The sequence below is a fragment of the Pseudoxanthomonas yeongjuensis genome (assembly GCF_010093345.1).
Taxonomy (GTDB): Bacteria; Pseudomonadota; Gammaproteobacteria; order Xanthomonadales; family Xanthomonadaceae; genus Pseudoxanthomonas_A; species Pseudoxanthomonas_A yeongjuensis.
Window position 1 is genome coordinate 148,448 of sequence record NZ_PDWT01000005.1, and the last position, 12,037, is coordinate 160,484.

The 12,037-nt window shown below is 66.0% G+C and carries 12 protein-coding genes; 8 read left to right on the top strand and 4 right to left on the bottom strand.

Going from position 1 to position 12,037, the window contains the following annotated elements; genetic code table 11:
• Nucleotides 1–74: 74 nt before the first annotated feature.
• Together CSC74_RS13640 and hemH are read right to left on the bottom strand one after the other, a co-directional pair.
• Nucleotides 75–923 carry an alpha/beta fold hydrolase gene (locus CSC74_RS13640; protein WP_162315037.1) on the bottom strand — a complete coding sequence of 283 codons (849 nt, stop codon included), beginning with the start codon at nucleotides 921–923 and terminating at the stop codon, nucleotides 75–77.
• Nucleotides 920–1,918 (bottom strand): ferrochelatase, encoded by a 999-nt coding sequence (gene hemH, locus CSC74_RS13645; RefSeq protein WP_246193245.1) that lies wholly within the window; start codon nucleotides 1,916–1,918, stop codon nucleotides 920–922. Before hemH ends, CSC74_RS13640 begins: the two co-directional genes overlap by 4 nt.
• Nucleotides 1,919–2,210: 292 nt before the next feature.
• Between hemH and CSC74_RS13650 the strand changes: the two genes are divergently transcribed.
• From CSC74_RS13650 to tatC, 4 genes are all read left to right on the top strand, one after another.
• The gene (locus tag CSC74_RS13650; protein ID WP_162315038.1) at nucleotides 2,211–3,110 is read left to right on the top strand and encodes a lipid-binding SYLF domain-containing protein; all 900 of its coding nucleotides are present in this window, start codon (nucleotides 2,211–2,213) and stop codon (nucleotides 3,108–3,110) included.
• 93 nt (nucleotides 3,111–3,203) lie between these two features.
• Nucleotides 3,204–3,428, top strand: a complete 225-nt coding sequence (gene tatA / locus CSC74_RS13655) for a Sec-independent protein translocase subunit TatA (RefSeq protein WP_162315039.1) — start codon at nucleotides 3,204–3,206, stop codon at nucleotides 3,426–3,428.
• Nucleotides 3,429–3,449: 21 nt separating this feature from the next.
• Nucleotides 3,450–3,836: a Sec-independent protein translocase protein TatB gene (gene tatB, locus CSC74_RS13660; protein WP_162315040.1), complete on the top strand. Its 387-nt coding sequence runs from the start codon at nucleotides 3,450–3,452 to the stop codon at nucleotides 3,834–3,836.
• Nucleotides 3,817–4,569 carry a twin-arginine translocase subunit TatC gene (gene tatC / locus CSC74_RS13665; protein WP_162315041.1) on the top strand — a complete coding sequence of 251 codons (753 nt, stop codon included), beginning with the start codon at nucleotides 3,817–3,819 and terminating at the stop codon, nucleotides 4,567–4,569. Before tatB ends, tatC begins: the two co-directional genes overlap by 20 nt.
• A 185-nt stretch (nucleotides 4,570–4,754) precedes the next feature.
• Here the strand turns inward: tatC and CSC74_RS13670 are convergent, their stop codons facing one another.
• Nucleotides 4,755–5,630 (bottom strand): BPSS1780 family membrane protein, encoded by an 876-nt coding sequence (locus tag CSC74_RS13670; protein ID WP_162315042.1) that lies wholly within the window; start codon nucleotides 5,628–5,630, stop codon nucleotides 4,755–4,757.
• 54 nt (nucleotides 5,631–5,684) lie between these two features.
• Nucleotides 5,685–6,422, bottom strand: coding sequence for a glutamine amidotransferase (locus CSC74_RS13675; RefSeq protein WP_162315043.1), 738 nt, complete (start codon nucleotides 6,420–6,422; stop codon nucleotides 5,685–5,687).
• Between the two features lie 66 nt (nucleotides 6,423–6,488).
• Here CSC74_RS13675 and glyQ point away from each other — a divergent pair, with 66 nt between their 5' ends.
• From glyQ to CSC74_RS13695, 4 genes are all read left to right on the top strand, one after another.
• Nucleotides 6,489–7,394, top strand: a complete 906-nt coding sequence (glyQ, locus tag CSC74_RS13680; RefSeq protein WP_162315044.1) for a glycine--tRNA ligase subunit alpha — start codon at nucleotides 6,489–6,491, stop codon at nucleotides 7,392–7,394.
• A complete protein-coding gene (locus tag CSC74_RS13685; protein ID WP_162315045.1) occupies nucleotides 7,391–7,723 on the top strand; it encodes a cupin domain-containing protein in 333 nt (110 codons plus the stop codon). Before glyQ ends, CSC74_RS13685 begins: the two co-directional genes overlap by 4 nt.
• A 159-nt stretch (nucleotides 7,724–7,882) precedes the next feature.
• Nucleotides 7,883–9,988 (top strand): glycine--tRNA ligase subunit beta, encoded by a 2,106-nt coding sequence (glyS, locus tag CSC74_RS13690; RefSeq protein ID WP_162315046.1) that lies wholly within the window; start codon nucleotides 7,883–7,885, stop codon nucleotides 9,986–9,988.
• A 227-nt stretch (nucleotides 9,989–10,215) separates the two neighbouring features.
• Nucleotides 10,216–12,024 (top strand): autotransporter assembly complex protein TamA, encoded by a 1,809-nt coding sequence (locus CSC74_RS13695; protein ID WP_162315047.1) that lies wholly within the window; start codon nucleotides 10,216–10,218, stop codon nucleotides 12,022–12,024.
• Nucleotides 12,025–12,037: the final 13 nt, after the last annotated feature.

Sequence of the window (12,037 nt, forward strand, 5' to 3'; positions counted from 1 at the left end):
TCGCTCCTACGCTGGCACGGTCACCCTCTCTATTCCCTGAGCGCTCCTGCTTCAGGAAATCACCCGGAGCTGCGCTAAGCGAGGAAGAACCCGCCAATGGCCGCGGCCACCGCCGCTGGCGCTTCCATGTGCAGGTGATGGCTGCCGGGCAGCACGGTCAATTCGCCACGGGGCAGTAGCGCGGCCCGCTCGCTGCGCAATGGTTCCGGCAGGTAGGTCTGCGGCGGATCGGCGAAGACCACCCGCGTCGGGCATTCGATCCCGGCGATCAGTTGCCGCACCTGCGCCTCGGTCATGCGTTGCATCGCCGGCAGGGTCAGGCGCGGATCGCTGCTCCAGGTGAAGCCTCCGTCCACGGCGACCACGCCCCGTTCCACCAGCAAACGCGCACTGGGCTCGCTGAGCTGGTTGGCCTGCATGCGCGCGCGGATCGGCGCGGCCAGGTCGGGGAACACGCGCAGCTTCTTGGAAGCGAGCGCGCGGGCGGCGGCGACCGCCTCGCGCAGCCGCGTGGTGGTGCGTTCGGGCTCCTCGGCCAGCGCGCCCAGGGCCTCGATCGCGACCAGCCGCGCGACCCGCTGCGGCAATGATGCGGCGAGGATGCTGCCGATGCCTGCGCCCATCGAATGCCCAAGCACCGCGAAGCGTTCCCAGCCCAGCGCATCGGCGACATCGAGCACCGCATTCACCGTCACCAGCAGGTTGTAGTCGGCGCCCGCGCCGAGATGCGCGCTGTGGCCATGGCCAGGCAGGTCCAGCATCACCAGGTCCAGCTCCGGAAAGTGCGCGGACAGCGGCAGGAAGCTGGCCGCATTGTCCAGCCAGCCATGCAAGGCCAATACCTTCGGACCGTCCGCCGTGCCGCCGCGCAGGCCGGCGATGCGGCCGAACGGGATATCGAAGCCGACTTCGCGCACGCTCATGCGCCGGTTTCCAGCGCCCGCCGCGCCAGCGCCGCCAGCGCGTCGGCGTGGGCGGCGGAGTCGTTGAGGCAGGGGATGTAGCGCAGCTCGCCGCCTTGTGCCGCGAATCCTTCGGCGAACAGGATCGCCACTTCCTCCAGCGTCTCCAGGCAATCCACGGCGAAACCCGGGCAGACCACATCCACCCGGCGCAGGCCGCGCGCGGCCAATGCGGCCAGGGTCTTGTCGGTGGACGGTTCCAGCCAGCGTTCCTTGCCGAAACGCGACTGGAAGGTCAGCGTCCAGTCGGCGGGCGCCAGACCGAGCGCGGCGGCGATCGCCTGCACGCTGGCCTGGCAGCGCTGCGGATACGGATCGCCGCCATCGGCGATGCGTTGCGGCAGACCGTGGAAGGAAAACAGCAGGTGTTCGCCGGTTCCGTGCTGCTCGCGCCAGGCACGGATGGAAGCGGCCACCGCCGCGACCCATTGCGGATCGGTCGAATAATCGTCGACCAGGTTCACCGCCAGGCCCTTGCCCTCGGCCGCGACCACGTCCTCGACCGAGGCGGTGGTGGTGGTCGAATACTGCGGATACAGCGGCAGCACGACCACGCGCCCGGAACCTTGCCGGTCGAGTGCGGCCAGCGCCTTCTTCAACGACGGTTCGCCGTAGCGCATGGCCGCGACCACGCGCCAGCCGGGAAGCCGCGACCGCATCGTCTCGGCCAGGCGTTGCGTATGCACGGCCAGCGGCGAGCCTTGCGGCAACCAGACCTTGGCGTATTTGGCCGCGGCTTTCGGCCCGCGCAGCGGCAGGATCAGGAAATGCAGCAGCGGGCACCAGATCCAGCGGCTCAGCTGGACCACGCGGCGGTCGTGGAGGAATTCGGCCAGGTAACGGCGCACCGCCGGGGCGGTCGGTGCCTCGGGCGTGCCCAGGTTGACCACCAGCAGCGTCGTCGCCGGAGGTCCGGCAGACAGGGGCATGGCGGCGTGGTCATCGGTTGCGGACATCGCAATATGATGACAGAAGGCCGATTTTGGGCCGGTGGGGAGAATCCTGTGGGAGCGGCGTAAGCCGCGAGCTCTTGGCTCGATCCATTGCTGTCCTGCTCTGGCCTCGAAGTCTTTCTGCAATCAAGAGCTCGCGGCTTACGCCACCCCCACAGAAGCCGCTCCATGGAAGGCTTCCACGCAGGCCGCCGGACTCATCGCCGATTCACGCGGGCGCGCCTAGTCTCATCTTTCAATGCCTTGGCGCATGTTCCTGTTCCATTACCTTGCCAACTGACTGCGGAGCCTCCCCATGTCTTTCCCGAATTTCCCGCGAGAATCGCGCCTGCCGCGTCTTGCCCTGTTCCTCTGCGCCGCGCTGTTCGCCGGCCACGCATTCGCGGGCGAGGAAGAAGACCAGCGCGCGCGCAATGCGGTGCGTGTACTGAGCGAGATCCAGAAGATCCCCGAACAGGGCATTCCCGACAAGCTGCTGGATGAAGGCCGCGCGGTGGTGGTGATTCCCGACACGCTGAAGGTCGGTCTGGTGGTGGGTGGGCGCCGCGGCCATGGATTGATGTCGGTGAAGAGCCCCGACGGCAGCTGGTCGCAACCGGTATTCGTCAAGCTCACCGGCGGCAGCATCGGCTTCCAGGCCGGGGTGCAGTCGTCCGATGTGGTGATGGTGTTCCGCAACGACCGCAACCTGGAAAACATCGTCAACGGCAAGATCACCCTCGGCGCCGATGCCGGCGTCGCCGCCGGCCCGGTCGGCCGCAACGCCTCGGCCTCCACCGACGGCCAGCTGAAGGCCGAGATCTGGTCGTGGTCGCGCGCCCGCGGACTGTTCGCCGGCGTGGCCCTGGACGGCGCGGTGCTGCAGATCGACGACGACGCCAACGTGGCCGTGTACGGCAGCGCCGCGACCCCGCGCGCGATCTTCGAGAGCCGTGCCGGTGCGCCTTCCGATGCCGTGGTCGGCTTCCGCGACCAGCTGGAGGAAGCCACCGCCATCGCCCGCGCCGCCCGTGGCGACAAGCCGGTATCGGCGCCGATCGCGCCCGCTTCCGATGCGCCCATGGCCGCACCGGTCACGGTGAGCGGATCCGAGGCTGCCCCGGCCCAGTCGCAAGCGGCGGAAACCCAGACCCAGGGCTTCCAGCCGGTGGCCGAAGGCGAAATCCGCAGCGAACCGCTGCAGACCACGCCGTGAACCCCGCGCCGTGAGCCGGATTGCGGGCCGACTTCGCAATCGTCGGCCCGCGGCTGCGTTATCCTGACACCCCTACTTTCTTGCGAGTACACCATGGGCGGTTTGAGCATCTGGCATTGGATCATCGTGCTGGTCGTGGTGTTGCTGGTGTTCGGCACCAAGCGCCTGCGCAATGCCGGCCAGGACCTGGGCGAAGCGGTCAAGGGTTTCAAGAAGGGCATGAAGGACGACGACAAGCCCACCGGCCAGATCGGCGACCAGTCGCGGAGCGACGAAACCAGCAGCGAGTCGAAGGAACGCGACCGCGACGCGCATTGATCTCCCGGGACTAACCCGGCCATGTTCGGCATCAGCAGCGGCGAACTTTTCTTCATCGCCATCATCGCCTTGATCGTGCTCGGCCCCGAGCGCCTGCCCAAGGTCGCGCGCCTGGCCGGGATGTGGGTGCGGCGCGCGCGCAACCAATGGCATTCGGTGAAGGACGAACTGGAGCGCGAGCTGGCCGCCGAGGAGCTCAAGCGCAGCCTGCATGACGCGCAGTCGGCCCTGCACGACACCGAGCAGAAGATCCGCGACAGCGGCAGCGAAGTGCAGCGCGAGTTCGAACAGATGCGCGCCTCGGTCGCATCGAAACCCGATGCCGAAACGCCGGTCGTCGATGACGACGCCCCCTCCACGAGCACGACCCCAGCCGAAGGCGAGAGCGATGAACCGCGCAACGCCTGAGCCCGAAGCCGAGTCGAGCCTGCTCGGTCATCTCATCGAGCTGCGTTCGCGGCTGATGCGCGGGCTGGCCGGGGTATTCGTGGTCCTGTTGGGACTGCTGCCATTCACCAGCAAGCTCTATACGTGGATCGCCGAACCGCTGATCGCGCGCCTGCCCGCGGGCCAGACCATGATCGCGATGGACCCGGCCGGCGGCTTCATCGCCCCGGTCAAGCTGGCGTTCTTCGTGGCGCTTTTCGTCGCCGCGCCGTGGCTGCTCTACCAGACCTGGGCCTTCGTCGCGCCAGGGTTGTACCAGCGCGAGAAACGCCTGGCCCTGCCGTTGCTCGCTTCGGCGGTGGCCCTGTTCTACGCGGGCTGCGCCTTCGCCTATTTCCTGGTGTTGCCGGCGCTGTTCAAGTTCGTCATCAGCTTCACCCCGGCAGTGATCGCGGTCACCCCGGACGCCAGCGCCTACCTGGATTTCGTGCTGGTGATCTTCATCGCCTTCGGCGCGAGCTTCGAGCTGCCGGTGGCGCTGGTGATCCTGGTCCTGCTGGGCTGGGTCACCCCACAGCAGTTGAAGGATTCGCGTGGCTACGCATTGGTCGGGATCTTCGTGCTGGCCGCGATCATCACTCCACCCGATGTGGTCTCGCAGCTGTTGCTGGCCATTCCCATGTATCTGCTGTACGAAGCCGGGATCGTGGCATCGAAGTGGGTCACCCCACGCGAAGCGAAAGAATCCACGTAGGAGCGGGCCTTGCCCGCGATGCTCTTGCGCGACCGGGCCGAAAGGCATCGCGCCCAAGGGGCGCTCCTGCGATATCCCCCACCACGATGTTTCGTGCAAACCCCGTAGGAGCGGGCCTTGCCCGCGATGCTCTTCCGCAACCTGGCCGAAAGGCATCGCGCCCAAGGGGCGCTCCTACAACGACATCAAGCTTCGAAGTGGGTCTGCGCGGCCGGAGCCGCCGCCGCGTCGCCACCCAGCATCTGCCGCCAGGCATGGAACACAGCGCCTGCCATCACCGGCATCAGCACCGCCATCAGCAGCAGGTTCGATACCCACAAGGCGGCGGTCGGCCCCGCCACCAGTTGCACGACCATCGACAGCAGCTGGATGCCGAAACTCATCATGAAGAAGGCGATGAACAGCAGGACGTAGAACACCAGCATCGCCAGCAGGTTGTGCAGGCAGGCATGGAAGCTGTTGCGCATGGCGACGAAACCGCGACTGCCGCCGAAAACGATGTCGGGCACGGCCACGAACGTCACCAGGCTGACCACGATCACCGCGGCGAACAGCAGCAGCATCCACAGGAACAGGCGGCCTACCGGCAGGCTGCGCATCAGCTCCGGATCCGGTTGCCCGCCGGCCTGGGCGGTTTCCTGCAACTTGCCCATCACTTCGCGCAGTTGCTGGAATCCGTCCGCGCCGATCATCGCGAACAACAGGAAACCCAGCACGGCGGCGGCGGCGAGCTGCGGCAACAGGGTCGCGAGCAGGCTGCCGGAGTGTTCGCTGCGCAGCGCATGGAACAGGTGCGCCGGCTGCGCCGGCCGGCCCTGGTCCACTTCGCGGACCGCCCAGAGCATGCCCGCGAACAGCAGCGGCGCCAGGAGCGCCAACGCCAGTTGCAGGAACATGCCCACGCTGGCGTTCAGTGCCATCGCCTGTACCGCCAGCATCGACAGCAGGCCCCAGATCAGTCCCAGCGACCCCAGCGCCAATGGCGCCTTGCGAAGCAGGGAGAACGCGCCCAATAGCCATTCCGCGCCGGCACCGGCCGGCACTTTTTTGATCGTAGACATCCAGGGGATTCCGATGGGTCTTGTGGGGGAAACGTGGGGGAAATCGTTGTGGAGTCAGCCGAGGTGCAAACCACGGGCGTGCTTGACGAAACGCCGCAACAGTTTGCGCGACTGCGGCGCCGCCGTCACCTCGCGGGCGATCGCGTTCGGGCAACGGCCGGCCTTGCGCAGCTCTTCGCCGCGGAAAGCGACGTAGCCGCGCATGTGATGGGTGGCGAATTCGGGATGGAACTGCATGCCCCAGGCACGATCGCCCCAGCGGAAAGCGTGGCATTCGTCCTGCTCGGACCTGGCCAGCACGGTGGCGCCTTCGGGCGGGCGCAGCACCGTCTGCACGTGGGTCGAATGCGCCGGAAAGGTCAGCGGCATGTTGGAAAACAGCGGATCGTCCTGGGCCGGCGGATGCAGATCGATGCGCACCGTGCCCGATTCGCGTCCGGCCGGGTTGTAGGCGACTTCGCCGCCCAGCGCATGGGCCAGCAGCTGGTGGCCGTAGCAGATGCCGAGCAGCGACATGCCTTCGTGCGCGGCGTCGCGCAACCAGTCGGCGCTGCGTTCGCTCCACTCGGCCTTGTCGGTGACCATCGCCGCCGAGCCGGTGACGATGACCCCGGCGAAACCCTCGCGTCGCGGCAGCACATCGCCTTGTTCGACGTTCACCACTACCGCTTCGCTGGCTTCCAGCCCGGCGGCCACGCGGATCCAGTGCGGAAAGCGGCCGTAGCGGCGCAGCCGGGTGGCGGGCTGTCCGGTTTCGACGATCAGGAAAGGGGCTTGGTGGGGGGTGTTCACAGCGCTAATCGGAGGCCGGTCAGTGGCTTGCGCCTTATACTAGCCCGCTTTTCCGCAGTGCAATAAATGCCGATGACAGGACCCACCTTCCAGGGCTTGATCCAGACCCTCAACGCCTATTGGGCGGCCCAGGGCTGCGTGCTGATCCAGCCGCTCGACATCGAAGTCGGTGCCGGCACCTTCCACCCGGCCACCTTCCTGCGCTCGCTGGGCCCGGAGCCGTGGAGCGCCGCCTACGTGCAGCCCTGCCGCCGCCCCACCGACGGCCGCTATGGCGAAAACCCCAACCGCCTGCAGCATTACTACCAGTACCAGGTGGTGATGAAGCCCAACCCCGACAACATCCAGGAGCTGTACCTGGAATCGCTGAAGGCGCTGGGCATCGACCCGCGCGTGCACGACCTGCGCTTCGTCGAGGACAACTGGGAATCGCCGACGCTGGGCGCCTGGGGCCTGGGCTGGGAAGTCTGGTTGAACGGCATGGAAGTCACCCAGTTCACCTATTTCCAGCAGGCCGGCGGCCTGGAATGCCGTCCGGTGCTCGGCGAGATCACTTACGGCCTCGAGCGCCTGTGCATGTACCTGCAGAACGTGGACAACGTCTACGACCTGGTCTGGACCGAAGGCCCGCAAGGGGTCGTCACCTACGGCGATGTGTACCACCAGAACGAAGTCGAGCAGAGCACCTACAACTTCGAAATCGCCGACGTCGCCGAGCTGTTCCATCGCTTCGATGCCTGCGAGGCCGAGTCGGTGAAGCTGGTCGAAGCCGGCCTGCCGCTGCCCGCCTACGAACAGGTGTGCAAGGCCAGTCACTGCTTCAACCTGCTCGACGCGCGCCGCGCGATTTCGGTCACCGAACGCCAGCGCTACATCCTGCGCGTGCGCAGGCTGGCGCAGGCGGTGGCCGAGGCCTACCTCGCCCAGCGCGAGAAGCTCGGCTTCCCTGGCGTGCGCAAGGCCGGTGCGTGAACGAGCGCCTGACCCCGCAAGCCGCGCTGGCCGCATTGGCGCGCAGCGAGGACAAGCTGCCCTTCGTGGAGTTGTTCGCCCGTGGATCGCTATCGGTGGAGATCTACAAGCCGCTCGGCCGCGACGAGCAGACGCCGCATGCGCGCGATGAGGTCTACGTGGTGGTGTCGGGCAACGGCGAGTTCGTCAACGGTGGCGTGCGCAGGCCTTTCGGGGCGGGCGAGCTGCTGTTCGTTCCCGCCGGAATCGAGCACCGTTTCGAGAATTTCAGCGACGACTTCGCCACCTGGGTGATTTTTTATGGTCCCAAGGGTGGGGAAGCGGCGTAACGCTTTCCCCTCTCCCCTTGTGGGAGAGGGTGCCCGAAGGACGGGAGAGGGGAAGCTTTTGACTTTGCACTGCAATCAAGCCGGCAAGGCCGCCCCTCTCCCTGGCCCTGCGGGCCGTCCCTCTCCCACAAGGGGAGAGGGAAAAACACAGGAACCAGAATGGACAACATGAAACCCCTGCTGATCGAACTAGGCACCGAAGAACTCCCGGTCAAGGCGCTGCCCGGCCTGGCCCAGGCGTTTTTCGACGGCGTGATCGACGCGCTGCAGAAGCGCGGCATCGACTTCGACCACACCGGCGCCAAGGCGCTGTACACGCCGCGCCGGCTGGCGGTGTTGCTGCCGGGTGTTTCGACGGAGCAGCCCGAACAGAGTTCGGAAGTGCTGGGCCCGTATCTCAACATCGCACTGGATGCGGAAGGCCAGCCGACCCGGGCGTTGCAGGGTTTCGCCGCCAAGGCCGGCATCGACTGGTCGCAGCTGGAACGCACCAGCGACGCCAAGGGCGAGCGCTTCGTGCATCGCTCCAACAAGCCGGGCGCGAAGACCGTCGACCTGCTGGCGGAAATCGTGAGCGAGTCGATTGCCTCCATGCCGATCCCCAAGCCGATGCGCTGGGGCGGCCACGACTATGCGTTCGCGCGGCCGGTCCATTGGCTGGTCGTGCTGCTGGGCAAGGACGTGGTCGATGTCGAGCTGATGGGCGTGCGCAGCGACCGTATGAGCCGCGGCCATCGTTTCGAGCACGACAAGCCGGTCTGGATCGGCAATCCCGGCGAATACATCGACGCGCTGCGCGGCGCGCATGTGCTGGTCGACGCCGACGAGCGCCGCGCGCGCATCGGGCAGCAGGTTGAGGAAGCCGCAGCGAAAGCCGGTGGCGTGGCCCGCATCACGGAAGACAACCTGGAACAGGTGAACTGCCTGGTGGAATGGCCGTCGGCGGTGCTGTGCAGCTTCGAGCCGGAATTCCTGGCGGTACCGCAGGAAGCGCTGATCGCGACGATGGAAGCCAACCAGAAGTTCTTCCCGGTGCTGGACCACGGCGGCAAGCTGACCGAGCATTTCATCGGGATCGCGAATATCGAATCGCAGGACGTGGGCGAAGTCAGCAAGGGCTACGAACGCGTGATCCGCCCGCGCTTCTCGGATGCGAAGTTCTTCTTCGACGAGGATCTGAAGCAGGGGCTGGTATCCATGGGCGATGGTTTGAAGACCGTCACCTATCAGGCCAAGCTCGGCTCGGTCGCCGACAAGGTCGCGCGCGTTGCCGCGTTGGCGGAAACGATTGCCAATGAGATCGGTGCCAACCCCGCCTTGGCGCGCCGTGCGGCAGAACTTTCGAAGAATGATCTGCAATCACGCATGGTCAACGAGTTTCCGGAGCTGCAGGGCATCACCGGCCGGCACTATGCGGACGCTGCCGGTGAGCCGAGCGAGATCGCGCTGGCGATTGACGAGTCGTATCAGCCACGGTTTGCAGGTGATGACATTGCGTTGTCGCCAGTCGGCAAAGTGCTGGCGATCGCGGAACGTCTCGACACGTTGGTGGGTGGCTTCGCTGCAGGCTTGAAGCCGACCGGTAACAAGGATCCGTTCGCATTACGTCGCAATGCGCTGGGTTTGGCGCGCACGGCGATCGAGAGCGGATTGAATCTCGATCTGCGGTCGCTTCTGGATAAGGCGGTCGCCTTGCTTCCAGAAGCCGTGGCGCCGCATCCGGACCGCAATACCGAGACAATTCGCGTCGACGTTTTCGATTTCATCATCGACCGCCTCCGTGGGTATTACGCCGACAAAGGCATCCAGGCAACTCATTTCAATGCTGTTGCCGAACTCGCTTACAGCAGAGTTGTTTCCCTCTACGACTTCGACACCCGCCTCGACGCCATCGGCCAGTTCGCCGCGCTGCCGGAGGCCGAAGCGTTGGCCGCCGCCAACAAGCGCATCAACAACATCCTGAAGAAGGCCGATGTCGAGATCCCGCATTCCATCGACCGCAGCCTGCTCAACGACCCGGCCGAGAGCGCACTGGCCGAAGCCGTGGAAGCGGCCATCGGCGACACCGACGAAGCCCTGCACCACCACGACTACATCAGCGTGCTCAGCCGCCTGGCCCTGCTGCGGCCGCAGGTGGACGCGTTCTTCGACAGCGTGATGGTCAACGTCGACGATGCCGCGATCCGCGCCAACCGCCTGGCTTTGCTCAAGCGCCTAGCCGACCGTTTCCGCGCCGTGGCGGCGATCGAGCATTTGTCGTCCTGACTTTCTGCTCGTCATCCCAGCGAAAGCTGGGATCCATTTGGCTCTTGCTTTTGCATGCCCAATAATCAGCCGGAGCAAAATCAAAGTGGTTCCCAGCTTTCGCTGGGATGACGGCAAGAGTGATTCCACTGAATGACCCGCCGGCTTGCAGTTGGGGCTCGCCGGAAATGGCAAACATTCTCACCCCGCATTAACCAGATTCATCGCCTGCCCGGTATCCTTCCCGCATGCGACCACTCCCCCACCTCGCCGCCGCTGCCGTCCTGTTGTCCGTTTCCGGCCAGGCCCATGCAGCGGCCACGATCGAGAAGGTGGAGGTCCGCGGCTTCGACCTGGACAACGAAACCGAGGCGTTGATGGTCGAGAACATCAACGTGGCCCTGTCGCTGAACGACGTGATCGGCCGCCGCCAGGGCGAATCGCGGCTCGAATACCTGATGACCGAGGCCCAGACCGAGGCCCGCGAGGCGCTGGAACCCTTCGGCTACTACTCGCCGCAGATCAAGGTCGATGCCGCACGCCCAGGCGGCGAGAACGAGCGCATTACCGTGGTCATCGACATCGACAAGGGCGAGCCGGTGCGGGTGCGGCATTCGGACCTGAGCATCGAAGGCGCCGGCGGCAACGACCGCTACCTGAAGGAAGACCTGGCCGCGTTCCATCCGCAGGTCGGCGACATTTTCGACCACACCACCTACGAGACCAGCAAGACCCAGATCGTGCGCCGGCTCGCCGATCGCGGTTATTTCGATGCCGACTTCATCCATCGCCGGGTCGAAGTCACGCGTGCCGAGCGCGCCGCCGACATCGACCTGACCTGGGCCAGCGGCATCCGCTACGACATGGGGCCGACCACCTTCCACCAGACCAAGTTCAGGCCCGGCCTGCTGGACAAGCTGGTGTACTGGGAAGAAGGCAGCTATTTCCACCAGGGCAAGCTCGACCGCCTGCGCGAATCCCTGGTCGGACTGGACTACTTCAACAACGTCGACATCCAGGCCAAGCCGGAGGACGCGGTCGATGGACGCGTACCGATCGACGTCAACCTGACCCTGGCCAAACGCGACATCTACACCACCGGCGTCAGCTACGGCACCGAGAGCGGCGCCGGCGTGCGCTTCGGCCTGGAACGGCGCTACGTGAATTCGCGCGGGCATAAATTGTCCACACAGCTGGACTACGCGCAGAAGCGCAAGAACTTCATCACCCAGTACCGCATCCCCGCGTTCAAGTGGCTGGATGGCTGGTACACGATCGCGGCCCAGGTCTACGACGAGCAGACCGACTACATCGACACCCGCCTGATCAAGTTCAGCGCCGCCCGCAGCGGGCAGATCAACGACCATCTGCGGGCCATCGCTTCGCTCAACACCGTGCGCGAGCGCTGGGCCTATACCGTCGCCGACGATGGCGGCGGCGCGCTGGCGCCGCTCGTCTACCGCTATGCGACCTTCACCTATCCGGAATTGAGCGCCGACTACGTGGACGTCGACCAGCGCAGTTTCCCGCGTCGCGGCATCGCCGGTTCCGCGTCCCTGCGCGGTGGCGTCGAAGGCGCGGGTTCGGACGCCAACTTCGCCCAACTGCATGCGCAGGCGCGCTGGTTCAAGGGCATCGGCAGCAGCGACCGCCTGATCCTGCGCGGCGAACTGGGCCACACCTTCACCGACGGGCTCAGCGACATGCCGCCGAGCCTGCGCTACTACGCCGGCGGCGACAACAGCATCCGCGGCTACCAGTACCGCGAAGTCGGCCCGCAGGTGGAGACCGACAAGGGCAAGTTCTCGGTAGGCGCCAAGAACGTGGTCACCGCCAGCGCCGAGTACGAACATTATTTCAACGCCAGCTGGGGTGCCGCCGCATTCGTCGACAGCGGCAGCGCGTTCGACGGCACGGCCGCGGACTGGCGTACCGGCGTGGGCGTGGGCGTCCGCTGGAAATCGCCGGTCGGCGCGGTGCGCATCGACATCGCGCGGGGACTCGATGATCCCGACTCGTCGTTCACCATCGGCCTGGGCATCGGGGCGGAATTCTGATGGCTCCCTGGCG

What these genes read in the sequence shown, in the direction of transcription:
- CSC74_RS13670 (WP_162315042.1), bottom strand. Translation starts at nt 5,630, where the DNA reads ATGTCTACGATCAAAAAAGTGCCGGCCGGTGCCGGCGCGGAATGGCTA.
- glyQ (WP_162315044.1), top strand. Translation starts at nt 6,489, where the DNA reads ATGCCGATGACAGGACCCACCTTCCAGGGCTTGATCCAGACCCTCAAC.
- CSC74_RS13695 (WP_162315047.1), top strand. Translation starts at nt 10,216, where the DNA reads ATGCGACCACTCCCCCACCTCGCCGCCGCTGCCGTCCTGTTGTCCGTT.
- CSC74_RS13640 (WP_162315037.1), bottom strand. Translation starts at nt 923, where the DNA reads ATGAGCGTGCGCGAAGTCGGCTTCGATATCCCGTTCGGCCGCATCGCC.
- CSC74_RS13650 (WP_162315038.1), top strand. Translation starts at nt 2,211, where the DNA reads ATGTCTTTCCCGAATTTCCCGCGAGAATCGCGCCTGCCGCGTCTTGCC.
- glyS (WP_162315046.1), top strand. Translation starts at nt 7,883, where the DNA reads ATGGACAACATGAAACCCCTGCTGATCGAACTAGGCACCGAAGAACTC.
- tatB (WP_162315040.1), top strand. Translation starts at nt 3,450, where the DNA reads ATGTTCGGCATCAGCAGCGGCGAACTTTTCTTCATCGCCATCATCGCC.
- tatC (WP_162315041.1), top strand. Translation starts at nt 3,817, where the DNA reads ATGAACCGCGCAACGCCTGAGCCCGAAGCCGAGTCGAGCCTGCTCGGT.
- hemH (WP_246193245.1), bottom strand. Translation starts at nt 1,918, where the DNA reads ATGTCCGCAACCGATGACCACGCCGCCATGCCCCTGTCTGCCGGACCT.
- tatA (WP_162315039.1), top strand. Translation starts at nt 3,204, where the DNA reads ATGGGCGGTTTGAGCATCTGGCATTGGATCATCGTGCTGGTCGTGGTG.